This window comes from Priestia sp. TRM10 (genome assembly GCF_057808375.1).
This window is the reverse complement of the sequence record NZ_JBJZOT010000015.1, coordinates 206,928-230,445: the sequence shown is the minus strand read 5'-3', so window position 1 is coordinate 230,445 and position 23,518 is coordinate 206,928. Positions and strand designations below refer to the sequence as shown.

The window sequence follows — 23,518 nt, the reverse complement described above, 5'->3', positions numbered from 1 at the left end:
GTTTCCCTGCTGTTTTTTTACGAGAGTTTGATATTTTGAGAGTTTGAGTATGGAAGAAATGGTTCATTTGGTGAACTATAGTGATCGATGACATCCGTAATTTTGGTCATCCAGCCATATGTGCCATTAGCAACGCCACCAACATGAATTCCGTAGAGTTTATGTGTAACGGGGTCATATGTAATAGCTCCGCTGTCTCCCCCTCTAGAATAAAAAGAACCTTTTTCACCGCGAATAAAGGCTGTTTTTAGCTCTCCAGCTCTGTCATTTGCAAAATCTACAGTTGTGCTGCTCTTCGTTACATAACCGCACGTAACACCTGTTGTGATACCGGATTTGCAAACATAGGCATTTTGATAAACAGGAGCATAACCTGTAATAAATGAATCGTAGTCACTTTTATCTTCAGCATGTTCATAGAAGAGGCGTGTTGCGTAGCGTCCGCTTGCAAGAGTATTAGCATCAAGTGAAATAAGACCAACATCAATGCCAGCATAGTTAGCTGTGGAATGATCATGACCAACAACGGTTGATCCTTGGTAGGCGACGCTTTTATCCCCATTTAGACAATGACCTGCTGTAAGCAAGAAATAACGACTTCCTTTTTGAGCCACTCCAGCTGTTGTACAATAGTTTCCTTCGCTATCATGTACGCGAATCCCTCCGCCAAGCTTCGTCCAGTCTCTTTCCCGGGAAAGCTGGATGCGTGGGGAAGAAAGGTCAGCATTTTCTTGAATTTCTACGATTGAAGGAAGTGCTTGTGTTAACTTCTCCTTATCAATAGATGACATGTTATGGACCTCAAGAATCACTTTTTCATGCTCTGTATCAATAGAAGTCATCATTGTTTTGTTTTGTTCGGCTAATCCTAGCTGTCTCATTTTGTTCCAAAGTTGTTCTTCTACATGTTCTAAATCGCTTGTGCTGTAAGTAGCACGTTTATAATGTACAATAGGAGCCGTTTCTTTCATAAGAGATGGTCGGTAAGCAAGAGTTGTTTCACGTAAAAGGTCATTTACTTTATTTTCGAATGTTTTTACTTTCTCATTTCTCTCTGTAAAGCCGAGCGTAATTGTCCCATCATCAGCAAAATAAACGGTTCCATAGTGTTTAAAAGCATCATAGCTTCCAAACACTTCTTGTATTAACTGTTCTACGTTATCTTGATTTTGAGATCGAAAAAAAAGTTCGTCTTTTGTTGGAGAAGATGATTCCGCCTGTGCTGTCAGTGGCATTAGTAAAATACCTAGAAAAAATAGTAAAGCTGTTATCGTGTGTTTCTTCATTTTTTTGTCCTTTCTATGTACAAAATGAATCATATATACCTTTCTTATTATATACGAAAAAAACGTGAAAAGGGGCAAGAAATACCGATTCTTCTTCACAAGGAACGAAAAGGTTTTGTTTCTCTTACTTACAAAGTATAATGAAAAGTGGATATTGGAGGTTATAAAAATGAAAACACTTGTACTTGCAGAAAAGCCAAGCGTTGCTCGTGAAATTGCACGCGTTCTTGGCTGCACTAAAAAAGGAAAAGGAAGCATTGAAGGTGCTAAATATATCGTCACATGGGCATTAGGACATTTAGTTGAGCTGAAAACGCCTGAAGATTACGATAATCGGTATAAAACGTGGAAATTAGAAGATTTACCAATCATGCCAAAAGAAATGAAGCTAAAAGTAATGAAAAAAACAGGTGCTCAATTTCAGCACGTATCACAACTTGCCAAACGAAAAGATGTAGGTGAACTTGTGATTGCAACAGATGCCGGTCGTGAAGGTGAGCTTGTTGCTCGCTGGATTATGGAGAAAATTCATTTCAATAAACCGTTTAAACGTCTGTGGATTTCTTCACAAACAGATAAAGCGATTCGAGATGGATTTAAAAATCTTCAACCTGGGCAAGCATTTAACCGCCTATATGAATCTGCTCTATGCAGAGCTGAAGCAGATTGGCTTATTGGCCTTAATATTTCAAGAGCACTTACAACAAAATTTGAAGAGCCGCTTTCAGCCGGTCGTGTTCAAACTCCAACACTTGCAATGGTATTCGAACGTGAAAAGACGATTCAATCGTTTAAACCTCAGACATTTTGGACGATTGAAGCAGAGTTTACTCAATTTAAAGCACAATGGCAAGGAAGCAAAGACAAGCGTATTTTTAAGGAAGAAGAAGCAAACTCGAGATATAAAAAACTTCAGGGAACGAAAGCGGTTGTCAAAAGCATTCGAAAGAAAAAGGGAACGGAAGCTCAGCCATTACCATATGATCTAAATGAGTTGCAGCGTGAAGCAAACAAGCGATTCCAATTTTCAGCGAAAAAGACGCTTAATGTATTGCAAAAGCTGTATGAGCAACATAAGCTTGTTACATACCCTAGAACAGATTCTCGCTATTTAACAACAGATATGGTTGCAACAATGCGAGATCGTTTAGAAAGTATTGCAGGTACTTATAAAGAAGAAGTTCGCCCGCTCTTAAAGGGAACTCCAACATTGCCAAAACGAGTTGTAAACAATGAGAAAGTAAGCGACCACCATGCGATTATTATTACAGACCAGCCCCTATTTTTAAGCGATTTATCAGCTGATGAGCGAAAGCTTTACGAGCTTATTGTAAAACGTTTTATTGAGCTTTTTTACCCTGCTTATGAATATGAAAAGATGACAATTGAGCTTGATATTAATGAAGAACGATTTGTTGCACATGGAAAACGCACGATTGAACAAGGATTCAAAGGCCTATTTGGTGGAGGGGACAATGACCAAGCTCTTCCGCTTTTAAAAGAAAATCAAGAGCTTACTGTACAAAACATAGATCTTAAAACAGGTCTAACAGAACCACCACAACGTTTTTCAGAAGCAGACTTATTAGCTCAAATGGAAAAACATAATCTTGGAACACCAGCAACTCGAGCTGATATTATTGAAAAACTGCTTAGCGCAGAATCTATTGAAAGAACAAATCATCGTCTCTACCCAACTAAAAAAGGAAAGCAGCTTATTGACCTAGTCGCAGAAGAATTAAAGTCACCAGAACTTACGGCAAAATGGGAACAAGAACTTGAAAATATTGCAAGAGGAAAAGGAAACGCCAAAACGTTTATGGCTAATATTAGAATGCAAACAGAAAAGATCGTAAGTGACGTGAAAAAAAGTGAAAAAACGTACAGACCTCATAATTTAACAGGGTCAAAATGTCCAGAATGTGGAGAGTTGCTTCGGGAACGCAAGGGGAAAAATGGACGAATGCTCGTTTGTTCAAGTCATGAATGTTCTTACCGTAGAGCAAAAGATCCGAAGCTCTCAAATCGTCGCTGCCCACAATGTCATAAGAAAATGGAGATTCATAATGGCAAAGCAGGCACGTACTTTCAATGTCGTCCCTGTCAAATTACTGAAAAAGCGCAGGATAAAAAGAAGAAAGTATCAAAACGAGAAGAAAGAAACTTACTTAAGAAATATAGTGATGATGGTTCATTCGGTTCAAGCTTAGGAGATGCATTAAAACAAGCATTACAGAAGAAAGATTAGCAAATATCCCGTAGAAATTTTTCTGCGGGATATTAATATTTTTAAAAGAAATGGTGCAAAATAGAAAGAACTTCTAAAAAGAAAAAGAGCATATAAAAATGTTGACAATTTTTCCAGCGCACTTTACCCTAAGAAAGATATAGTTATTCCGTAAAGTTTAGGGAAATAATATTTTACAAAAAGAAGTAAATTGAACATGCATTTTATTTCCTTAACAGCAACAAGACATTAAACGAGTTAGGTGAGAGGTATATGAAGCATATTTTTCAAATTTATCGAAATGACTGGGTTCGCATTTTTAAAGTTCCAATGGCTCTTTTTTTAGTTGTAGGGCTTATGATTCTTCCATCCCTCTATGCATGGTTTAATATTAAAGCATCATGGGATCCGTATTCCAATACAAAAGATATTGAGATTGCTGTTGTGAACAAAGATGAAGGAACATTCATTCACAAGGGAAAAATTAACAAAAAGATAGACGTCGGAGAAGAAGTAGTAAAGTCTCTTAAAGAGAATAAAGACTTAGGTTGGAAGTTTGTAAGTGAGAAGGAAGCACAACGCGGTGTGAGACATGGGGATTACTACGCAAGCCTTGTTATTCCAAAAGATTTTTCCAAAAAAATTGGAACAGTTCTCGAAGAAAATCCTCAGAAACCACAAATTTATTATAGTGTGAACGAAAAAATTAATGCTGTGGCTCCAAAGATTACATCAAAAGGTGCCTCAAACGTCACAGAACAAGTGAGTGAAAAGTTTGTTAAGACAGCAACGAAATCAATGTTTGAAGAGTTTAATCGAATAGGAATTGAACTTGAGCAAGAACTTCCAACAATTCGAAACTTTGAAAATCGTGTATTTGCACTAGAGGAAAAGCTTCCTGAAATTGAAGATATGGGGAACAAAGCGCTTGAAATTGAGCAGAAACTTCCTGAAATTCGTGAACAAGGACAAAAAGTTGTGGAGCTTGAAGAAAAGCTTCCTGAAATTCAAGCAGCAGGGCAAAGTGTTTTAAAAATTGAAAAAGAGCTTCCAAAAGTTAAGGAAGCAGGAAATGAGATTATAGAGCTTCAAAAGAAACTTCCTGAAATTAAAAGTGCGGGAGATCGAGTTGTAGAGATTGACCAAAACTTTTATAAAATTGAAGAAGGGTTAAATAAAGCGCTAGAAGATGCTAAAAAAGCAAATGAAATTGTCACAAAAGCACAGTCTACCCTTCCGACTATTGAGAACATTGCTAATAAAGGAAGCGAATTTTCACAAGGACTAAATGAATTTTTAGAAAAAAATGAAGGAGCGTTTAACGAAGTAGCTCCTGTTATAAAACAAAATCTTGTCCTTCTTAATCAAACGGCAAAAGATGTTGCAGGTGTCACAGAGGAATTAAAAAACGTTAATGATGAAAATAGAGCAACATATATTGAAACGCTAAGTGCTTTAGAAACACGTTTGTCTTCAGGCATTGATGCGGCAGATCGTACAGTTGATTTACTTACAAAGCTAAATGAATACACGGGAAATAATGCTCTAGCAGGAGTCATTAACAGGGTAAATAACGTAAAAGATAGTTTTACTAATCAGCGTGAAGCGGTTGTAAACATTGAAAATGCTTTAAAAAGAGGTGAGCAGCCTTCAAGTGAAGCGCTAGATCGCTTAAATACACTTGCAACAGATGCAAACAACACACTATCTAATGTGTTGACAAACTATGACTCTTCTATCGTTCCAGCTGTTAATAGTGGGTTAGATAAGCTTACAGAAAACGCAAAAAACGCAAATAATGCTGTACAAACAGCAAAAGAAAAGCTCCCAGACATTAAAGGTGTGTTAAATGATGCTTCAAGTGGTCTTCAATATGGACAACAAGAACTCACAAGTTTACAGGAGCGGTTACCAACTATCCGCGACCGTATTCATGAAGCAGCAACAACTATTTCTAGTAAAATGGATGACTTTACAAACGCCGTAAACAGCGGAGCTGCATTTGTACAAAATGACTTTCCAGCTGTTGAGGCTCAAATTCATAAAGCAGCAGATTTTGTGAACAATGATTTGCCTGAAGCAGAGAAAGAAATCCAAAAGGCAGCAGATCTTGTTCAAACAAAACTTCCAGAAGTAGAAGAGACAGTTCACAAAGTAGCAAATCTTGTTCGTGATGACTTGCCAGACCTTGAAGACTCTGTTAAAAATGCTGCAGACAAAATTCGAGATTTTGAAGGCGAAAATGATCTAGGAGATATCATTGAGCTCTTAAAAAATGATGTTCAAAAAGAAAGTGACTTTTTTACAAGTCCTGTTCAATTAAAAGAAGATAAACAGTTTCCAATTCCAAACTACGGATCAGCTATGACGCCATTTTATACAGCTCTTTGCTTATGGGTAGGAGGACTTCTCCTTATTTCATTACTCCGAGTTGATGTAGAAGATGTTCAAGAAGGAACAAAAGGAATGCATATTTACTTCGGACGTCTTCTCACCTTTTTAACAATTGGATTCTTTCAAGCGCTCATTGTTACACTTGGGGACTTATTTATATTAGGGTCATATGTAGCAGAACCAACGGCCTTTGTCTTATCGGCAATTTTTATCAGTATGGTTTTCCTGACGATTATTTACACATTCGTTTCTGTATTTGGAAACATCGGCAAAGCGTTTGCGATTATTTTGCTTGTGCTACAAATTTCAGGCTCTGGGGGGACGTTCCCTATTCAAACAACGCCGCCATTTTTCCAAGCAATTAATCCATTTTTACCTTTTACGTATGCTATTGGTTTGCTGCGTGAAACAACAGGTGGAATTGTGCGAGATATAATGATTCATGATATTCTATTACTTGCCTTGTTCCTTTTCATAGCTATTTTACTTGCCTTCCTTCTAAAAAAACCGTTATCAGGTTGGGCTGTAAACGTAGCGAAGAAAGCGAAAGAAAGCAAAATCATTCATTAAAAAAGGGGAGCATTATGTTCCCCTTTTTGTTTATTACTAAAGTATGTTAAATTAGTAAAGGATATTTAAAAACAAAGAGGGTTTAGCACATGAGAAAATTTGTGATAAGCGATATACACGGAAATTATGATGGGATGATGAAACTATTTCAATTCGCTAAGTTTGATCCATTGAAAGATCAGCTTGTTGTGATGGGCGACATGATTAACAGAGGCCCACAGAGCGGTGAGGTGTTAAGAGAAATCAAACAGCTTCACGAAACATATGAAAATGTTTATGCTACAATTGGCAATCATGAAGAAATGATGCTGTGGTATTTAGATCAAAAAAGCGACATGTGGGCTCATTTCGGAGGAAAAGAGTCTGCAGCAGACATTAATGATGTATTCAAAGAAGAAGGTGTCACACAAGCAGTAGAATGGGTGAAGTCGTTGCCGCTTTATATGGAAGATAACCAATTTATCTATGCACATGCTGGGATGTTATCTTTAGAAGATCGAAACAAGCGCAGCAACCTTTGGCTTAAAAAGAAAGAGCTTTACACATTGAATCCTCAGCTTTTTTTAGCACGGTTTAATGGAAAAATTCTTATCCATGGTCATACACCAACATGTTTTGCCATTTGTGATGGTGCAAGGTTAAATATTGATCTTGGAGCAAGCGTTATGAAAAATGGCCGACTCGGTCTTATTGAGCTAGAGCAAAAAGTAGTCTACAGTTATCACTTCGGGGAAGATAGAGTTGCGATGGAGAACATTAAAGATCTTGCACATCAGATGAATTGAATCCAAAAGCCTGCTTTAGATAGCAGGTTTTTTTTATTTACACAAAACTAGTATTTCTGTCTAATCATGAAAGTATAAATGTACATATACTTTCAGTAACAAGGAGATAGGAGCTGATAGAAATGCCAAGAAGATTCCGAGGAAGAATTAGAGCAGTAGAAGGCTGTGACCGAGACCAAGATCAAGACCAAGTAGGCGGAGTTGACGACATTAACGATTTTGATGATATCGGAGGAAGAAATCGAAATGGAAACAGAGCAACAGCTAATGTATATGACAGTGGAAACTCTAACGTTGAGCTAACGTTAGATATCGATGTAGATGGCGAGTCAAGAGCACGCGTGCGCTCAAGAGCAAATTCAAACAACAATGATGAAGAGTGAATACCATAAAAGAAAGCGAGAAAAACCTCGCTTTTTTTTGCGTTTTTTAGAAGAGCTAGTGATTTTGTCTAAGCAAAACAAGACAAACGTACATAACCTAGTACAAAGTGGAAAAGAAGGAGAGAAAAGTTATGGAGCAGTCGTCAGGTGCATCAATACACTCTAGTGGTAATGCAGATGTTGATGTAACAGTGCAATTTGATACATCTCCGCTTGCGTATGCACTAGCCTGTTTCTTACATGCCACAGATCGAATTAACAGCGAGCAGTTTTCAAGAATGGTGAAAGATTTAGATTCATTAGGTCTTCGCGGAAAGATAGAGGAAAATAAGCAAGAGGTAATGAGAAAACAACGTCAAAGTGTGAAAAATGAAGTTAAGTTTGCTCGAACATTCGTAGGGAAATTAAAGGGGAAAAAACGATAAAAAAAGCAGGCAGCTGTAGTACTGCTTGCTTTTATATTACAAGTTCAGAAAGCGTTTTTTGAATGTCAAAAATGCTGTTGTATTTTCTAAATTGTTTAGCAATAGGTGTTGCTCTTCCTGATACATAAATTTTTAGCTCAGCATCTAAATCAAACGTTCCTGCTGTTTCAACGCTAAAATGTGTAATGCTTTTATAAGGAAGGGAAAGATATTCTATTTTCTTTCCTGTAACGCCTTGTTTATCAACAAGAATCAGTCGTTTGTTTGTAAAAACAATAAGATCTCGAACTAGTTTGTAAGAAGCACCGATTTCTTCTCCAGTCATTAAAAGTCGACTAAGTTCTTTCTTTATTTCCTCTTTGTTTGCTTCTGTTGCATTTCCCATCAATCCATTAAAAAGACTCAAATCAATCACTCCTTTTCTAATGTATACGGTTGAAAGGAGTAATTGGTTTCATATTTCTAAATGAACTTTTAAAATTTTTATTGCAAATTTCTTACGGTATTTATATAATACTAACTGTAGTACAACTGTTAATACAGTTAATACATAAAATAAAGGGCAGCGGAAGGAGGAAAGAGATGATCTCATTAGATCTACGCAGCCGTAAGCCTATTTACGAACAGCTTGTTGAGAAATTAAAAGAGCTAATTATTCATGAAGTATTTAAAGCAGATGAAAAACTTCCGTCTGTTCGATTTTTATCAAAAGAACTAACGGTAAATCCGAATACAATCCAAAAAGCATATCGAGAGCTTGAACATCAAGGATATATTTATTCTATTCCAGGTAAAGGGAGTTTTGTTGTTCCACAAGCTATTACAACAAACAATGAGAAGGTGGAAAAAGTGAAAAGTGATTTAGTGAAAATACTTTCAGAAGCCTTGTATCTTGGGCTTGATAAAGAAGAAATTGTGCGGTTGATTGAAGAAGCAGAGAAAACGGTGAAGGGGGGAGAGATACGTGATTAAGTTTGAGAACGTAAAAAAGGAATTTGAGAGCGTTGAGGCCGTTCAAGGTGTAAGTGGAACGATTGAAAAAGGTTCTATTTATGGTTTGCTTGGTTCGAACGGCGCGGGAAAAACCACCCTTATGAAGATTTTAGCAGGAATTTATAAAGAAGACAGCGGCATTGTGACAGTGGATAATCACCCTGTATTCGAAAACGTTGAATTAAAGCAAAAGCTTATTTTCATTCCGGACGTTCTTTATTTCTTTCCGCAAACAACGATTCGCCAAGCTGCTAACTTTTATCGGGATACGTATACAGCATGGAACGAAGAGCGATTTCAAAAACTCTATCACGTATTTAACATTTCACCTAAGAAGAAAATTCAGCGGTTATCAAAAGGAATGCAGCGTCAAGTTGCGTTCTGGCTCACGCTTTCCGCAATGCCCGATATTTTGCTTATGGATGAACCGCTAGATGGGTTAGATGCGGTGATGAGACAGAAAGTAAAGAATCTTCTTATTGAAGATGTTGCGGAAAGAGACATGACAATTTTAATTTCCTCTCATAATTTACAGGAGGTTGAGGATCTTTGTGATCATATTGGAATCTTACATAAAGGAGAACTTTTGTTTGAAAAAGACCTGGATGATTTAAAATCAGACGTTCACAAAGTTCAGCTTGCTTTTAAAGGTGATATTCCACAAGCACTGTTAGAAAAGCTTAATCTTTTATATGAAGAAAAACGAGGAAGCGTTCTACTTTGTATTGTAAAAGGAAAAGAAGAGCGCATTTCTTCGTTAATCAAAGAATATAGTCCTGCTATTTTTGATATTCTACCGTTGACACTTGAAGAGATCTTTATTTATGAAATGGGAGGTGTTGGATATGCGGCAGAAAACCTCCTTGTTTAATAAAGGGCTTTTTGTTCAAGATTTACGAAGTGTTGGATGGATTGGGATTGTATATTTTCTGTTGCTTTTAGCGGTTGGGCCGTTGCAAACTTTACTTAACGTTGAAGATTATCGTAAATCTGTCCTAGAGCCTCAATCCTATATGCAAAGTCGAGTGATAAACTTCTTTGAGTTGGATAGTGCTCACGTTTTATTAACTTTTACTGTTCCTGTTGTGTTGTCTATCTTTTTATTTCGTTATCTTCATACAAAAATGGCAGCCAATTATATTCACAGTTTACCAATGAAGAGAAGTACTCTATTTCATCAGCGAATGCTAACAGGTAGTTTACTATTACTCTTGCCACTAGTAATAGATACTTTTATTATGTTTGGGGTTGGACAAGGATATGATTTAGGAACAGCCTATTCTTTTAAAAGTCTATCACTTTGGTTTGTTACTTTGCTCCTATTTAACTTATTTGTATTTGCAGGTAGCACGTTTGTTGCCATGTTCACAGGAATGTCTCTTCTTCAGGGAGCACTAACTTATATTATGTTTATACTGCCAACTGGGATTTTTATGATTATCTTACAGTATGAGGATTTATTTCTTTTCGGATTTTCTTCCGAACTCGTACAGAGTGGATACTCTTCTAAGATTTTTCCTATAGAGCGTATGGAGAATATAACAGATGGTTCGCTTTCTTTATTAGAATGGCTTGTTTATATTTTATTAACGGCTTTCTTCTACATTGTTGCCCTGCTTATATACAGACATAGAAAGACGGAAGCAGCTACACAGGCCATTGTTGTGAGGCCACTTCGACCTGTATTCAAATATGGGGTCACTACTTGTTTTATGTTAGTAGGTGGAGTTTACTTTTGGAGCAATCAGGAAGATATAAAATGGCTTATTGTAGGGCTTATTGTAGGTTCTTTCATCGGGTATAGTATTGGAACTATGATTTTAGAAAAAACATGGCGTATCTTTTCGAAATGGAAAGAATATATCGGGTTTGCCATTGCTGCTTTTATTATAATGTTTACACTTAATTCGGATGTGTTTGGGTATGAGAATCATGTACCGGCAAACAGTGAAGTTAAACGTGTTTATGTAAGCTCAGAATATGCTGATATAGAAACACTTTTAGCTAATGATAATGAGTTTAACAGATATATTAAAGAATCGATTAAGGACGGCGAATTTAATTCTGAAGCTGAAGCAAGAAGGTACTATAAGAAGAAATTCTTTACAAGTGAAAATGATATTAACAATGTGATTACGCTTCATAAGTCTATCGTAAATGATAAAGAAAAGCTGCAATCGCTGCATAACAGTCGGGATAATATGGTGATTTTCGTTTATGAGCTAAAAGATGGAAGTCACGTTATGCGTCAATATAGTTTACCAAATAATAAATATGATAATGTATACAAACCAATTGTAGAATCTGACGAATATAGAGAAAACCTTTATCCTATTTTAAGTTTGGAAGAAAATGCAGTTCAGCAAATTATTCTAACAAACGGGATAGGTTTTATGGAGAAGCAAGAAGTAATTGCTGATTCAAATAATGTTAAAGAATTGCTAAGTCTTATGAAACAAGATGCAAGGGCACAAACATATGAAGATATTATAAGAGGAAAAGGGATGTTAATTAATGCAGAATTTATAACTGGAAAAGATCGTATGCAAACGGATCAGATTCCTCTTACATTTACGAAAACTATAAAATGGCTCAAAGCACATCATCTCTATGATAAAGTTGTTCCAAAAGCAGATGAGTTTGATTATGTGATTGTGAAGAAATATAACATTAATGGAACTTATGAAGAAATTGCTTCAACAGAGGAAATTACAGATAAAGATAAAATTAATCAGCTTATTAAATTAAGCTCTGATAAAGGTTATGAATATAGCATAAACTTCGTATCAAAAAATGGACATTCTAATTATGAAGTAAATGTTCAATATGAAGACTTACCAAATGACATTAAAAAGCAACTAAACTAGAAAAAGAGAATAAGAGAGGAGAGGAGTCGTGACACATTCTACACCGTCACAGCTTATGACAGCTTGGTATGAGCAATATCGCCATGATTTATGCCGATATGTACGCACCATTGTAAAAGATGCTTATCAAGCAGAAGATATTATTCAAGAGACGTTTGTCAAAGCTTTTCAGCATATTGAATCACTTGAAGCCGTTAAAAAACCACAGAAATGGCTCTATAGAGTTGCTCATAATTTAGCCATTGACTTTTTAAGAAGAGAAACAACAAAAGATAAAACAGAAGCAAACATGAAGTTTAGCTATTTTCCAGCTCCTTCAACGGAAGAAGTTGTTTCAATAAGAGAAGCATCAAAAGAACTGGTTCAAGCGGTAAATATGCTAAAACCTTCTTATAAATCGGTCGTTACGATGCGTAAGATTCAAGGGCTTTCCCTTGATGAAACTTCTGCGTTGCTTTCATGGCCGAAAAGCAAAGTGAAAGTAACGTTATGCAGGGCATTAAAGAAATTGCGAAGTACAAAAGAATCTCAGTAAGGAAAAGCTCTCCAATAAAATGGAGAGCTTTTTTACTGTCTTCTGTTGTAGAAAAGAAGAAATGCATGTTACGATAGTTATGGGTAAATATGTAAAAATAAGATTTTTTTAGAAGGAGATGGCCCCTATTGAGTGAATTTGCATTAGAGGTTCAAAATCTACAAAAGAAGTATGGGAAATTCGAAGCTTTGAAACCGTTAAATTTAGCTGTGAAAAAAGGAGAGTTATTTGGCTTTCTTGGTCCGAATGGAGCAGGGAAAACGACAACGATTAAGATGATGACAGGTCTGTTAGAACCGTCAAGCGGCAAGGCTGTAATTGGAGGAACAAATATATGGACATCACCAATTGAGGCAAAGAAAAAGATTGCTTACGTTCCAGATCAGCCTAACCTTTATCCGAAGTTAACAGGGTGGGAGTTTTTAGAGTTTATCGCTTCTATTTATCAAGTTCCAGAAGATGAGTTTAGACAGCGAGCTGAAAAACTATTAAATTTGTTTGATTTAAAACATCGTGCAGATGAGCTTACAGAAGGATATTCACATGGAATGAAGCAAAAGATTGCCTTGTGCGGCGCTCTTATTCATAAGCCAGATGTTTTATTTTTAGATGAACCTACAGTTGGTCTTGATCCCAAAAGTGCAAAAGTGTTAAAAAACTATTTGCGAAAAATATGTGATGAAGGAACAACGGTTTTTGTATCAACGCATATTTTAGAAATTGCAGAAGTGATGTGTGATAGAGTCGGAATTATCTTAGGAGGAGAGCTTATTGCCCTTGGAACGATGAAAGAACTTCGTGAGCAAGGAGGAAGAGAAGGAGCAACACTTGAAGATATTTTCTTAGAGCTAACAGGTGGTGAAGAAGGGGAAGCTCTTATGGCCGAAATTTCAAAAGATGAGGATGATGCTTCATGATGAAGGAGATGCTTAAAGTTCAGCAGCGCATGCTTTTTAATAGCATACGATCCCAAGGAGCAAAAGGCGCTTTTACATACGGAATATCCGCTTTGTTCATTCTCGTATTAATGATCATTTTAGCGCGGCTTACGTGGAGCCTTGCTTCGAACCTACCAGATGGGTTGTTCGAAAGTTTTTTACCGTATATTTTATTAGCCATGTTATCATTCATTTTATTAATGGGAATTCCTCAAGTGTTTAAAAATCTTTATTCAGCCCAGGACCTTCAATTCCTATTTACAATGCCAATTCCTACGAAAACGATTTTTTGGGTCAAGTATATTCAAAGCATTGTAGGGATTCCACTACTTGTTTTCCTGTTGTTTTTTATTCCAGCTTTAACATTTGGAATTCACGGAAATGTATCCATTTTATTTTATTTTATTGCCTTTGTTGTGGGAGCAAGCATTGTGTTGATTGGATTATCAATTGCTTATTTATTTAATCTTGGACTTATTCAGATTGTGCCTCCTTCTCGTGTAAACGAACTTATGACTGTTATGAGTGCTTTATCTGGATTGCTTGTTTATGCCTTGTTTCAGCTTCCAAATCTTTTGAACGATTCTTCAAGAGGGGCCAATATGATCGAGAATTATCAGTTTCCGAATTGGACACCAATGAGTCTTGGAGGAGAAGCACTTTTTCAGGCTAGAGTTGGAAGCATCGATTTTCTTCTGCCGCTTTTTTTCCTTCTTCTTCAGGCTGTTATTTTCTTTTTTCTTTCCTCACTTCTTGTTGAAAAAGGATTCAGAACAGGGTGGATTCGACTTAGTGAAGGGTCAAGGAAAAAGAAAAAAAGCAAGAAAGCCAAAAGTTCAGGTGCTGTGCGACATCCTGTTATGGCACTAGGTTTAAAGGAATGGAAGGCTATTTCAAGAGATTTAAGGGAATGGATGATATTTATGCCTCTTGGGTTCTTTTTAATCTTCCCTATAATTGCTTTTATGAATAATGGAGAGGGGCTAAAAATTCTTATCCAAAATACAGAGCTTACATTGGTGATTGTTCAAGGTGCGTTTTTATTTATTTATGCTGTGTTTACAGGAAGTCTAGCAGCTGCCTCTATCGGAAGAGAAGGCCCTGCAGCTTGGATGCTTAGTGTTCTGCCTGTTACAGGGGTTCAAGTGGCTCTTGGGAAGCTTTGGATTAGCTGGCTTTTACCATTTGGAATTTTATCATTCCTTGAAGTTGTTGCTGGAATTTTCTTAATCTGGCCGATTCATTATTATTTTATTGTACTGATTATGAATGCATTTGTAGCACTTGGCATTAGTTCCATTGGAATTTGGATCGGAACCATAGGAGCGAGGTACAATCCAAACAGTCCTCAGCAGCGTAACAGTGTAATTTCAAGTCTTTTTCTTTTACTCTTGTCTTACGCTTATCTTTTGTTGATGTTTGTGCCGTTCGTTTTATTAATCGTTCCAACAGAAGCGATAAAGCTTGTTGAAAGTTTAAAAGGTGAAACAAGGGGCTTTTTCTCTTTTATTGTTGATAACTCAGCTTTTTTATTGGATTTAAAGCGCCAATCAACTCCACTTGGCATTTCAATAGGGTTTATTAGTTTGATTGTCATCTCGTGCCTTGTTACGTACTTTATGGTGATGATTGCAGGAAAACGGATGGATGGAGGCGTCGATATTAAATTTGTTGAAAACAAAGGAAACGTTCGTTTTAAGAAAAACTCCATAAGCCGAAAGTTATAAAAAACCAGCCGTTAGGCTGGTTTTTATATCTTAACATCTACTTTTCCGTCTTTTTTCAGTTCGTTTACTTTGTTCATCAAGTTTTCTTGCTGATTTTGCTCTTCAAGGCTTTGTTTAATTTGAGGTTTTACATCCTCTAATTTTGGAACTTCTTGCTGTTGCTTACTATCGCTTTGCTTCAGCTGTTGTACTTGTTGATCATAAGTATCTTGAATCTGTTTGTCTGTTACTGTTCCTTTAGGGATTTCTTTTTCCACATATTTGTTCGTTTGAACAACGTCACTAATTTGAGCCTTCAAGTCATCTAAACTTAAATCCGCTTCTTTTAATGCTTTATTGAATTCTTTATCTGTTTTATAAGGTTTTTTAACTTCATCAAGCTCTTTTTGAATTTCTTCGTTTGTTGCTTTATAGCCTTTTTTAGCAGCATCTTGAGAAATCAATTCTTGGTTGACTAGACCATCTAACGTTTGTTTCTTTATTTGTTTAGCAGCTTCTTTTGAAGTTGGATCTTGTCCATATTGTTGCATTTGACTTTGAGAAGTAGAGAGAGCCATATTATAGTCGCTTCCAAGTATTTTTTGTCCGTTAACTGTTGCAACTACTTTTTTCTCATCTACTTTTTGTTTAGCAAGCTTTTCTTGCATTTCTTTCATTTGTTTTTCTTGATCTTTTTTACTTGTTTGCTGTTCAGTTTGAGTATCTTTTGATTTATCGCTTGCATTGTCATCGTTTGAACCACATGCAGTGAGCGTAACGGCTAATAATCCTGCGATAAGAGGATATGTGAATTTCTTCATGACTTTCTCCTTTCTGAAACAAAAATAGATATCCTTTCTAAAAAAGTATCTAGTGGGCATTGTAAAGCATATCGATAGAAAAAGAAACCTTTGAGCTTTATTTTTGCACTTTGTAATCAAAATGAAAAACTTTGTAATAGCGAATGCAATGGAAAATAACTCTATAATGATGAGGTTTTACTTCTAATATGTACGAAGAATCTTTAAAAAATAACAAGACTTTGTAAAATGAACAATAAAGCACCGTGTTATAATAAACAAAAAAATACTTAAATGCATAAAAGTGGGGAAATAAATGGAGAAAATTAAGGTGATTATTGCAGATGATAACTCATTCGTCCGCGAAGGAATGAAAATTATTTTGAGTACATATGAAGAATTTGATGTAGTGGGCCTTTTTGTAGATGGAAAAGAAGCTGTAGCGTATTGTGAACATCACTCTCCTGATGTAGCTTTGTTAGATATTCGTATGCCTAATATGAATGGAGTTGAAGCAACAAAGATTTTGAGCGAGAAAACGAACGTAAAACCGCTTATTCTCACAACATTTGACGATGATGAATACGTATTGGATGCAATAAGGAACGGGGCGCGTGGTTACTTGCTAAAAAACAACGATCCTGAGCGAATCCGGGATGCTATCAAAAGTGTTTATATGGGACACACTGTTATGCAAGATGTTGTACTTGATAAAATTAAATCAAACTTACAGCCTGCTAAAGAAGAGGTAAGAATTGATCAAAATCTTTTTACAGAAAGAGAAATTATGGTTATGTCTCTTATTGCAAAAGGACTTTCTAATAAAGAAATCGCCGCAAAGCTGTTTATGTCAGAGGGAACAATCGCAAATTATGTGAGTACGATTTTATCAAAAGGTAATTTAGGACATCGAACAAAAATTGCCATCTATTATTTAACAGGGAAAGTAGATTAATGGTTAGAAAAGAACAGCTAATGGAAGAATGGGTTTTATACAGTAAAGCGGTACTGCTCTTGTACTTTATCCTCCAGTATGTAAATGAGGGTGGAGAAAAAGTTCCATGGATAGTATGTTCACTTTTACTTTACGTTTGTCTCAATGTTTTACTTTATATTATGAAGAAAAGAAACGTGAAGCTTGTTGTATTGCTTTTATCTCTTACAGTACTTGTTATGAGTGCTACATTGCTTCATATCTTCTTTCTTTTACTTCTTCCATTAAACATATACGAACTTCTTTTTTATCAGGGAAAAAGACTAGAATGGGGTATGCCTGCCGCTCTTATTGTTCTCTTTTTTCTTCCTTATCATGTGCAAATTTTATACGGATTTGTGACTGTCTTTACATTTTTAACGTTTATAATATTAGCTCGCTATACAAGTAGAATTGTTTTCTTGGAACAAAAAGAATTAAATCTTCGCAAGGACCTTCACGATACAAAGCGAAATCTTCATGAAAAAGAGGAATGGAAAAAGCAATCTCAGTATATGTTTAAGCTTGAAGAACGTAATCGTCTTTCTCAAGAAATTCACGATAAAATTGGGCATGCAATGACAGGAGCTTTAATTCAGATGGAAGCCTCAAAACAGCTTCTAGGGCGTGATGAAAAAAAAGCAAGAGAACTTTTGCAAAATGCTATTAATATTTCCAGTGAAGGAATTGAAAGTATCAGGTTGACGTTAAAAAAAATTAAACCTCCCTCAGAACAAATGGGCGTAAATCAGCTTAAAACGCTTATTAATGAGTTTATCGTTCGAACGAACGTTTCTACCTCTTTTTTGTATAGCGGAGATTTAGATAAAATGGGACCCATCTATTGGAAGATTGTGTATGAAAATATTGCGGAAGGACTTACAAATTCCCTCAAGCATAGCAATGCAAGTGAGATTACAGTTGAAGTAGCTGTGTTAAATAAAGTGGTTAAGGCCGGAATAAAAGACAACGGAACAGGAGCAGAGAAAGTAATAAAAGGAATGGGAATTATGGGAATGGAAGAGCGTGCTGCCTCTTTAAACGGACAGATTATTGTAGATGGATCAAACGGCTTTTCTGTTACAACGCTGCTCCCTTTATCATCTTAAATGTGTTTCTTCCTGAAAAATAGTGAATATTCTCATCTGAAAAACATGAACTTCTGCACTACGGAAGTTCATGTTTTTTATTTACAATGAGAAAAGATAAGGAACTGAAAGGGTGATGGTATGAACGTTTTAGAATTGAGAAATGTCACAAGAAAATTTAATGACTTTATCGCCGTTGATAATATGTCTTTATCAATCCAAAAAGGTGAGATTTTTGGTTTGCTTGGAGCGAATGGAGCTGGAAAAAGTACAACGATTAATATGATAGCAAGCTTGTTGCAAATTACAGAAGGCGAAATTGAGATTTTAGGAAAAAGCATTACTAAACACCGGAAGTTTGCCAAAATGAATGTTGGAATTGTTCCGCAAGATATTGCCATTTATGAAAATCTAACAGCAAGTGAAAATATTAAATTCTTCGCTGGACTTTATGGACTAAGAGGAAGTTTGTTAAAACAGCGTGTTGAAGAAGCTTTAGAGTTTGTAGGGCTTATAGATAAAGCAAAAAGTTTTCCAAAAAGTTTCTCAGGAGGAATGAAACGCCGTCTGAACATTGCATGTGCGATTGCACATCGACCAAAGCTATTGATTATGGATGAACCAACGGTTGGTATTGATCCTCAGTCTCGTAAACACATTTTGGAATCAGTCAAAAAGCTTAATGAAATAGGTTCTACCATCATTTACACAAGTCATTATATGGAGGAAGTAGAAGCGCTATGTACGAACATTGCGATTGTTGATCATGGCAAAATTATTGCAAAAGGATCAAAAGAAAATCTTAAGTCGCTGATTACAGATGTAAAAGAGCTATGGGTTGAAGTGAAAGATCCCTTGCATGTTAATTGTGAATCTATAGAAGAAATTGGTGGAGTAAAGCGTGCAAGCATTGAAGGAAATATAATTAAAATTTATTCAGATGTAGAAATTCAAAACTTGAATAAAATCATCCAAACTTTACTGAAAGCCGAAGTGGAAATAAGTTCATTGGAAGAAAAAGCGCCTAATTTAGAAACGGTGTTTTTAACATTAACAGGACGTAATCTAAGAGACTAGGAAAGGAGGGAGGATTTATGAGAATCATTAATCTGATGGTAAAAGAAATAAAAAGCTACTGTCGAGATAAACAAATGTTTCTTTTTTATCTCGCTCTTCCGATTGGTCTTATGTTTATTTTAGGAACAGCTCTTTCAGGAGCGTTTTCAAAAGATGTGTCTATTAATGAGGTGAACGTTCTTTATAAAAGTAAAGGAGACAGTGAATTTACCGAAAGTTTTAAAAGTTTTATAAAAGAAATGGAGAAAGAAAATGATCTATCTTTTAAGGAAGCAAAGGGAAGATTAGATGGAAAAGAAGCGATAAGGAAGGGGGAATACACAGCTTATATTGAACTTCAGTCAAAAGATGTGAAAATTTATAAAAATAGCACTGCTTCTGTTGAACAAAGCGTTGTTCAAGCTATTATGCAAAATTTCGTAGATCGATATAATGCTGTATATGAAGTAGCTAAAATAAATCCTAAAGGAATAGAAGAAGCTATAACAGCAAGCAACAGTGACTACATGAAAGAAAGATCACTAAACTCACCTGATAAGCCAAATGCGATGGATTACTACGCTGTTGTAATGACAACAATGACAGCATTTTTTAGCTTGTTTCATAGTTTTCATCTTTTAAGAGGAGAAACAGTGCTTCATACGAGTGACAGACTTCTATCTTCACCAATTAGCAAGTTTGAAATTTTCGTTGGCAAGGTTTTAGGGAATTTAGTAGTGAATATGATGTTCCTCTTAGCAGTTATTTTATTTAGTAAATACATTTTTAAAGCGAATTGGGGGGATCATCTTTTTCTTATTTTCCTCCTTTTAGCTACGGAAGTATTTCTAGCCGTCAGCTTAGGAATTTGTATTAGCTATATTGCTAAAACCCCTCAAACAACAAGCGTTATTTCCATTGTCTTTGTACAGCTCGCTAACTTTTTTGGAGGAGCATATTTTCCTTTCACAGCAGAAAAAGGCACATTTTTGCATCTTATCGTAAATCTTTCTCCCCTTCATTGGGCAAATAAAGGAATTTTAGATGTTATATATGCCGGAAGTTTTGACACAGCTTTCACTGTTCTCTTTAGTAATATTGGGATTGCTTTACTGCTTATTTTAATCACTATTTTTGCTCTGCAGAGACGGGAGGGACTATAAGTGAAAGAAACAGGATGGATTATAAAAAATATTATAAAAAGCTTGTTAAATATGAAAGGAGGTCTTCTTTTATATTTGTTCATTCCTCTTGCAGGGATTATTTTATCAACGGTTATACATGGAAGTGACAATCCGGACATCCGAATTGGCGTTGTTGATGAAGATAAAAGCGGACTTACAAAAGACACTTTCTCCTTTTTAAAAGGGCTAGAAAATACGAACGTTGAAAAAATTTCAATTAAACAACAAGAGGAATCTTTAACAGCAGGAGAAAAAGATCTTATTGTTATTTTTAAAAGCGGATTTGAAGAAAGTGTTAAAAGGGGAAAACCAGAAGGGATTGAGCTTGTATCTCTTAAAGGAGAAGAAGCGACAGCTTTTGTAAAAAGCTATCTTTCTAGTTATATTGATAATGTAGTTTCAATTGCGCGTGGAACAGAGGGGAATGAAGAGTTTCAGCTTGTTTATAACCGCTATCAGGACTCTGAAGTTAGGGTCACAGCTGCAGCCCTTGAAAACACATCTCAGTATAAGCAAATGACGTACAGCTCCATTGGTTTTCTAATTGTCATCATGTTGTCCTTTGCTATGACACTATCACTGTTTATTTTAAAAGAGAAAGAGACGAGAACTTATTATAGAATTACGGCAGCCCCTATTACAGCAAGACAGTATGTAGCAGCAAATATTATTGTAAATATGATTGTAATGAGCGTACAGGTTATCTTAACGTTAACCGTTATGAAAGTTGTGTTTCACATTGATTACGGAATGCCGTCTTGGAAACTTTTTTCTCTTATGTTCTTATTCTCTTTTGTTTCCGTCGGGCTTTCATTAGCGCTCATTTCTTTTGTGAATTCAACTTCTGCAGCACCTGCTTTACAAAATGCCGTGCTTATTCCTACATGCATGCTATCAGGCTGCTTTTGGCCTATTGAAGTCATGCCAGATTCTATCCAGAAAATTGCTGACTTCCTTCCACAAAAATGGGTATTAGAAACGATTACATCATTTCAAGAAGGAAGAGGATTAGAAGATTTGTATATGAATTTTATTGTGCTGTTTTCATTTGGGATTGCTTTCTTTTTGATTGCTATCTATAAATTTAGTCGAAATAAAAGTGTAAGAACGTTTGTTTAACAAAACCTGTCTTGCCTACAATCAAAGAAGTTAAAAGAATAAAAAGAGTTAATTTCTAATGTAGAGCTGGGAAATTAGCTCTTTTTATAAGTTGCTACCGTTCTTATTGTAACTAGTAAATAACAGCAACCTGAAGCATGAGACTCGAAAACTAACAAATAAGAATTTATATTTTAATAGGATATGGTAAAATTCACAAAAAGGAGGACGTGTAATGAGCCTTAAATTTCATATTGTTGATGTATTTTCAAAAGGGCGCTACAGCGGAAATCAGCTTGCTGTTTTTGAAAATGCTCGTCATTTATCAACAGAAGAGATGCAGAAGATTGCAAAAGAAGTGAATTTCTCTGAAACAACTTTTATTTCGGATGATAAAGAAAGAGACGGAGCGTGGGACGTAAGGATTTTTACCCCAACAGAAGAGGTTCCATTTGCAGGTCATCCTACATTAGGAACAGCACATATTATTAGACAACATTTATTAGAAGAAGATGTGAAAAATATTACCTTGCGTTACAAAATTGGCCCGATTTCAGTTACATTTGAAGAAGATGGGAAAGTTTTTATGCTCCAAAACGAACCAACATTTGGGGCAACGATTGAAAAAGAAGAAGCTGCTGCTGTTTTAAATATAGGGATAGAAGAGCTTTGTGATGCATATCCTGTTCAAGAAGTTTCAACAGGACTACCTGTCATTATTGCTCCTATTAAAACACTACAAACCGTTAAAAACATTGTTGTGAACGAAAGATCTTATTTTGAAATGATAAAAGATAGAGAAGCAAAAGCAATCATGGTGTTTTGTCCTGAAACAGTAGAAGGGAATACGTTGCATGCTCGTGATTTTTGCTCTTACTATGGAGTCCCAGAAGATCCAGCGACAGGAAGTGCTAATGGCTGTCTTGGTGCCTACTGCGTCTACCACAGCTATTTTGGGGAAAGCTCTATATCTATGACAGTCGAACAAGGGTATGAGATAGGGAGACCCTCTCTTTTGTTTGTAAAAGTAAAAAAGGATGAGAAGTTTCATATCGAAGTTGGTGGATATGTCGAACATATTGCTTCTGGTGCATGGAACGTATAGGTTAGGTAGGAAAAAAAGTCGCCTTCCCAATGAGAAGGCGACTCCTTTGTAGTGGCATTTTTTGTTTACTTAACAGCTTCTTTTAACTCTTTTCCTGCTTTAAAGGCAGGTACTTTTGAAGCTGGGATTTGAATTTCTTCTCCTGTTTGTGGGTTACGGCCTGTACGAGCTGAGCGCTCACGTACTTCAAATGTACCGAAGCCAATGAGCTGAATTTTTTCTTCTTTTGATAATGTTGATGAAATTGTGTCAAACAAAGCATCAAGAGCTTTTGTTGCATCTTTTTTGCTTAGTTCCGCTTTTTCAGCTACTGCATTAATTAAATCTGTTTTATTCACACTAAACACCTCTTCATTTTAGCTTTTGTGTAGAAATATCCTTTATATGAAACATTTTACAAGCATCATCTCTTCTACACAAGAGAAATTGTTTAAAATAAAAAATTAGTTTGGTTATACATGAAGCATGATATGTTTTTATGATAACCTGTTATCAGTAATAACCGAATCTTTCATAGAATAAACCTTTTCTATTAAAAAAATTTATTTTGCTCTCCTAAGATGACATTTGTACAATAGGAAAGATGGGGAAAAAGCACTTTATAAGCGGGAAAGAACCGTTTATTGGAAGAGACTATAGAAAGAAAAGTTTGCTATAAAGAGAGAAAAACAATCTATTTTCAAAAAGAAAGATATCAGGAGGGATACAGTGGCAGATTGGACGATGCTAACAGAACAAGAACGAGAGCAGCTTTCAAATATGATAGAGGAAATGACGTCTTCAGAAAAAGAAAGCGATGTGAAACAAACAAGCGAGAAGATTCATCGCTTTATTGATTTATTGGAAGAAAAGCAGCAATCTAAAAAAAGATAGTATTATAAAAAGGCAGAAGAATTTCTTCTGCCTTTTGTTTTTATTGTTCATCTTTTTGCATTTCCGCAAGCTTTGCAAGTAGAATATGCTGTGGCATATGCATAATTTGCTCAAGCGGCATATTCAGCGACTTTGCTAGTTTTTGAGCTGTTTCAGCCGATATTTGTAAAGGTCTCATACAGGTTTCTCCTTAGCTTTTTTTTTCATCATATCATAAATCAAAGTTGTACGT

The 23,518-nt window shown here is 35.8% G+C and carries 23 protein-coding genes; 18 read left to right on the top strand and 5 right to left on the bottom strand.

Going from position 1 to position 23,518, the window contains the following annotated elements; translation table 11 throughout:
• Positions 1 to 17: 17 nt before the first annotated feature.
• A complete protein-coding gene (locus ACK3CR_RS17970) occupies positions 18 to 1,286 on the bottom strand; it encodes a S1 family peptidase (protein WP_243519118.1) in 1,269 nt (422 codons plus the stop codon).
• Between the two features lie 169 nt (positions 1,287 to 1,455).
• Here ACK3CR_RS17970 and ACK3CR_RS17965 point away from each other — a divergent pair, with 169 nt between their 5' ends.
• The 5 genes from ACK3CR_RS17965 (at position 1,456) to ACK3CR_RS17945 (ending at position 8,070) form a co-directional block, all read left to right on the top strand.
• A complete protein-coding gene (locus tag ACK3CR_RS17965; RefSeq protein WP_243519119.1) occupies positions 1,456 to 3,534 on the top strand; it encodes a DNA topoisomerase III in 2,079 nt (692 codons plus the stop codon).
• A 252-nt stretch (positions 3,535 to 3,786) separates the two neighbouring features.
• Positions 3,787 to 6,477: a YhgE/Pip domain-containing protein gene (locus tag ACK3CR_RS17960; protein ID WP_488975892.1), complete on the top strand. Its 2,691-nt coding sequence runs from the start codon at positions 3,787 to 3,789 to the stop codon at positions 6,475 to 6,477.
• Positions 6,478 to 6,566: 89 nt separating this feature from the next.
• Positions 6,567 to 7,262, top strand: coding sequence for a metallophosphoesterase family protein (locus ACK3CR_RS17955; protein WP_243519121.1), 696 nt, complete (start codon positions 6,567 to 6,569; stop codon positions 7,260 to 7,262).
• A gap of 122 nt (positions 7,263 to 7,384) precedes the next feature.
• On the top strand, positions 7,385 to 7,645 hold the full coding sequence (locus tag ACK3CR_RS17950; protein ID WP_142673089.1) for a hypothetical protein: 261 nt from the start codon (positions 7,385 to 7,387) through the stop codon (positions 7,643 to 7,645).
• 131 nt (positions 7,646 to 7,776) lie between these two features.
• Positions 7,777 to 8,070 (top strand): hypothetical protein, encoded by a 294-nt coding sequence (locus ACK3CR_RS17945; RefSeq protein ID WP_243519123.1) that lies wholly within the window; start codon positions 7,777 to 7,779, stop codon positions 8,068 to 8,070.
• A gap of 31 nt (positions 8,071 to 8,101) precedes the next feature.
• Here ACK3CR_RS17945 and ACK3CR_RS17940 read toward each other — a convergent pair whose 3' ends face one another.
• Positions 8,102 to 8,476 (bottom strand): PH domain-containing protein, encoded by a 375-nt coding sequence (locus ACK3CR_RS17940; protein WP_488975891.1) that lies wholly within the window; start codon positions 8,474 to 8,476, stop codon positions 8,102 to 8,104.
• Positions 8,477 to 8,652: 176 nt separating this feature from the next.
• On the opposite strand from ACK3CR_RS17940, the gene ACK3CR_RS17935 reads away from it, so the two are divergent.
• The 6 genes from ACK3CR_RS17935 (at position 8,653) to ACK3CR_RS17910 (ending at position 15,130) form a co-directional block, all read left to right on the top strand.
• Positions 8,653 to 9,042, top strand: coding sequence for a GntR family transcriptional regulator (locus tag ACK3CR_RS17935; protein ID WP_019392308.1), 390 nt, complete (start codon positions 8,653 to 8,655; stop codon positions 9,040 to 9,042).
• Positions 9,035 to 9,934 carry an ABC transporter ATP-binding protein gene (locus tag ACK3CR_RS17930; protein ID WP_410914378.1) on the top strand — a complete coding sequence of 300 codons (900 nt, stop codon included), beginning with the start codon at positions 9,035 to 9,037 and terminating at the stop codon, positions 9,932 to 9,934. The genes ACK3CR_RS17935 and ACK3CR_RS17930 overlap by 8 nt, the downstream gene beginning before the upstream one ends.
• Positions 9,909 to 11,930 (top strand): DUF6449 domain-containing protein, encoded by a 2,022-nt coding sequence (locus tag ACK3CR_RS17925; protein WP_488975890.1) that lies wholly within the window; start codon positions 9,909 to 9,911, stop codon positions 11,928 to 11,930. Before ACK3CR_RS17930 ends, ACK3CR_RS17925 begins: the two co-directional genes overlap by 26 nt.
• Before the next feature lie 28 nt (positions 11,931 to 11,958).
• On the top strand, positions 11,959 to 12,465 hold the full coding sequence (locus tag ACK3CR_RS17920) for an RNA polymerase sigma factor (RefSeq protein ID WP_243519130.1): 507 nt from the start codon (positions 11,959 to 11,961) through the stop codon (positions 12,463 to 12,465).
• A gap of 128 nt (positions 12,466 to 12,593) precedes the next feature.
• A complete protein-coding gene (locus tag ACK3CR_RS17915; RefSeq protein ID WP_488975889.1) occupies positions 12,594 to 13,382 on the top strand; it encodes an ABC transporter ATP-binding protein in 789 nt (262 codons plus the stop codon).
• Positions 13,379 to 15,130, top strand: coding sequence for a putative ABC transporter permease subunit (locus tag ACK3CR_RS17910; protein WP_488975888.1), 1,752 nt, complete (start codon positions 13,379 to 13,381; stop codon positions 15,128 to 15,130). Before ACK3CR_RS17915 ends, ACK3CR_RS17910 begins: the two co-directional genes overlap by 4 nt.
• Before the next feature lie 23 nt (positions 15,131 to 15,153).
• On the opposite strand, the gene ACK3CR_RS17905 is transcribed toward ACK3CR_RS17910, so the two are convergent.
• A complete protein-coding gene (locus tag ACK3CR_RS17905; RefSeq protein ID WP_040056395.1) occupies positions 15,154 to 15,930 on the bottom strand; it encodes a SurA N-terminal domain-containing protein in 777 nt (258 codons plus the stop codon).
• Between the two features lie 295 nt (positions 15,931 to 16,225).
• On the opposite strand from ACK3CR_RS17905, the gene ACK3CR_RS17900 reads away from it, so the two are divergent.
• The 6 genes from ACK3CR_RS17900 to ACK3CR_RS17875 all read left to right on the top strand — a co-directional run bounded on the left by ACK3CR_RS17900 (position 16,226) and on the right by ACK3CR_RS17875 (position 22,413).
• Positions 16,226 to 16,864, top strand: a complete 639-nt coding sequence (locus ACK3CR_RS17900; RefSeq protein ID WP_410914375.1) for a response regulator transcription factor — start codon at positions 16,226 to 16,228, stop codon at positions 16,862 to 16,864.
• Entirely contained in the window at positions 16,864 to 17,991 is a 1,128-nt protein-coding gene (locus ACK3CR_RS17895; protein ID WP_430237077.1) for a sensor histidine kinase, read from the top strand. The genes ACK3CR_RS17900 and ACK3CR_RS17895 overlap by 1 nt, the downstream gene beginning before the upstream one ends.
• Before the next feature lie 120 nt (positions 17,992 to 18,111).
• A complete protein-coding gene (locus ACK3CR_RS17890; RefSeq protein WP_268583695.1) occupies positions 18,112 to 19,047 on the top strand; it encodes an ABC transporter ATP-binding protein in 936 nt (311 codons plus the stop codon).
• Between the two features lie 17 nt (positions 19,048 to 19,064).
• Positions 19,065 to 20,189, top strand: coding sequence for an ABC transporter permease (locus tag ACK3CR_RS17885; protein WP_488975887.1), 1,125 nt, complete (start codon positions 19,065 to 19,067; stop codon positions 20,187 to 20,189).
• Entirely contained in the window at positions 20,190 to 21,329 is a 1,140-nt protein-coding gene (locus tag ACK3CR_RS17880) for an ABC transporter permease (RefSeq protein ID WP_488975886.1), read from the top strand.
• 214 nt (positions 21,330 to 21,543) lie between these two features.
• Entirely contained in the window at positions 21,544 to 22,413 is an 870-nt protein-coding gene (locus ACK3CR_RS17875) for a PhzF family phenazine biosynthesis protein (protein WP_488975885.1), read from the top strand.
• Between the two features lie 65 nt (positions 22,414 to 22,478).
• Here the strand turns inward: ACK3CR_RS17875 and ACK3CR_RS17870 are convergent, their stop codons facing one another.
• Positions 22,479 to 22,751, bottom strand: coding sequence for an HU family DNA-binding protein (locus ACK3CR_RS17870; RefSeq protein ID WP_019392321.1), 273 nt, complete (start codon positions 22,749 to 22,751; stop codon positions 22,479 to 22,481).
• A 370-nt stretch (positions 22,752 to 23,121) separates the two neighbouring features.
• Between ACK3CR_RS17870 and ACK3CR_RS17865 the strand changes: the two genes are divergently transcribed.
• The gene (locus tag ACK3CR_RS17865; RefSeq protein ID WP_019392322.1) at positions 23,122 to 23,286 is read left to right on the top strand and encodes a hypothetical protein; all 165 of its coding nucleotides are present in this window, start codon (positions 23,122 to 23,124) and stop codon (positions 23,284 to 23,286) included.
• Positions 23,287 to 23,326: 40 nt separating this feature from the next.
• Here the strand turns inward: ACK3CR_RS17865 and ACK3CR_RS17860 are convergent, their stop codons facing one another.
• A complete protein-coding gene (locus tag ACK3CR_RS17860; RefSeq protein ID WP_243519145.1) occupies positions 23,327 to 23,464 on the bottom strand; it encodes a YycC family protein in 138 nt (45 codons plus the stop codon).
• Positions 23,465 to 23,518: the final 54 nt, after the last annotated feature.

Excerpts from the sequence above, each read along its gene's own strand:
- ACK3CR_RS17970 (WP_243519118.1), bottom strand. The coding sequence starts at position 1,286 with ATGAAGAAACACACGATAACAGCTTTACTATTTTTTCTAGGTATTTTA.
- ACK3CR_RS17965 (WP_243519119.1), top strand. The coding sequence starts at position 1,456 with ATGAAAACACTTGTACTTGCAGAAAAGCCAAGCGTTGCTCGTGAAATT.
- ACK3CR_RS17960 (WP_488975892.1), top strand. The coding sequence starts at position 3,787 with ATGAAGCATATTTTTCAAATTTATCGAAATGACTGGGTTCGCATTTTT.
- ACK3CR_RS17955 (WP_243519121.1), top strand. The coding sequence starts at position 6,567 with ATGAGAAAATTTGTGATAAGCGATATACACGGAAATTATGATGGGATG.
- ACK3CR_RS17950 (WP_142673089.1), top strand. The coding sequence starts at position 7,385 with ATGCCAAGAAGATTCCGAGGAAGAATTAGAGCAGTAGAAGGCTGTGAC.
- ACK3CR_RS17945 (WP_243519123.1), top strand. The coding sequence starts at position 7,777 with ATGGAGCAGTCGTCAGGTGCATCAATACACTCTAGTGGTAATGCAGAT.
- ACK3CR_RS17935 (WP_019392308.1), top strand. The coding sequence starts at position 8,653 with ATGATCTCATTAGATCTACGCAGCCGTAAGCCTATTTACGAACAGCTT.
- ACK3CR_RS17925 (WP_488975890.1), top strand. The coding sequence starts at position 9,909 with ATGCGGCAGAAAACCTCCTTGTTTAATAAAGGGCTTTTTGTTCAAGAT.
- ACK3CR_RS17910 (WP_488975888.1), top strand. The coding sequence starts at position 13,379 with ATGATGAAGGAGATGCTTAAAGTTCAGCAGCGCATGCTTTTTAATAGC.
- ACK3CR_RS17905 (WP_040056395.1), bottom strand. The coding sequence starts at position 15,930 with ATGAAGAAATTCACATATCCTCTTATCGCAGGATTATTAGCCGTTACG.
- ACK3CR_RS17900 (WP_410914375.1), top strand. The coding sequence starts at position 16,226 with ATGGAGAAAATTAAGGTGATTATTGCAGATGATAACTCATTCGTCCGC.
- ACK3CR_RS17895 (WP_430237077.1), top strand. The coding sequence starts at position 16,864 with ATGGTTAGAAAAGAACAGCTAATGGAAGAATGGGTTTTATACAGTAAA.
- ACK3CR_RS17890 (WP_268583695.1), top strand. The coding sequence starts at position 18,112 with ATGAACGTTTTAGAATTGAGAAATGTCACAAGAAAATTTAATGACTTT.
- ACK3CR_RS17885 (WP_488975887.1), top strand. The coding sequence starts at position 19,065 with ATGAGAATCATTAATCTGATGGTAAAAGAAATAAAAAGCTACTGTCGA.
- ACK3CR_RS17875 (WP_488975885.1), top strand. The coding sequence starts at position 21,544 with ATGAGCCTTAAATTTCATATTGTTGATGTATTTTCAAAAGGGCGCTAC.
- ACK3CR_RS17860 (WP_243519145.1), bottom strand. The coding sequence starts at position 23,464 with ATGAGACCTTTACAAATATCGGCTGAAACAGCTCAAAAACTAGCAAAG.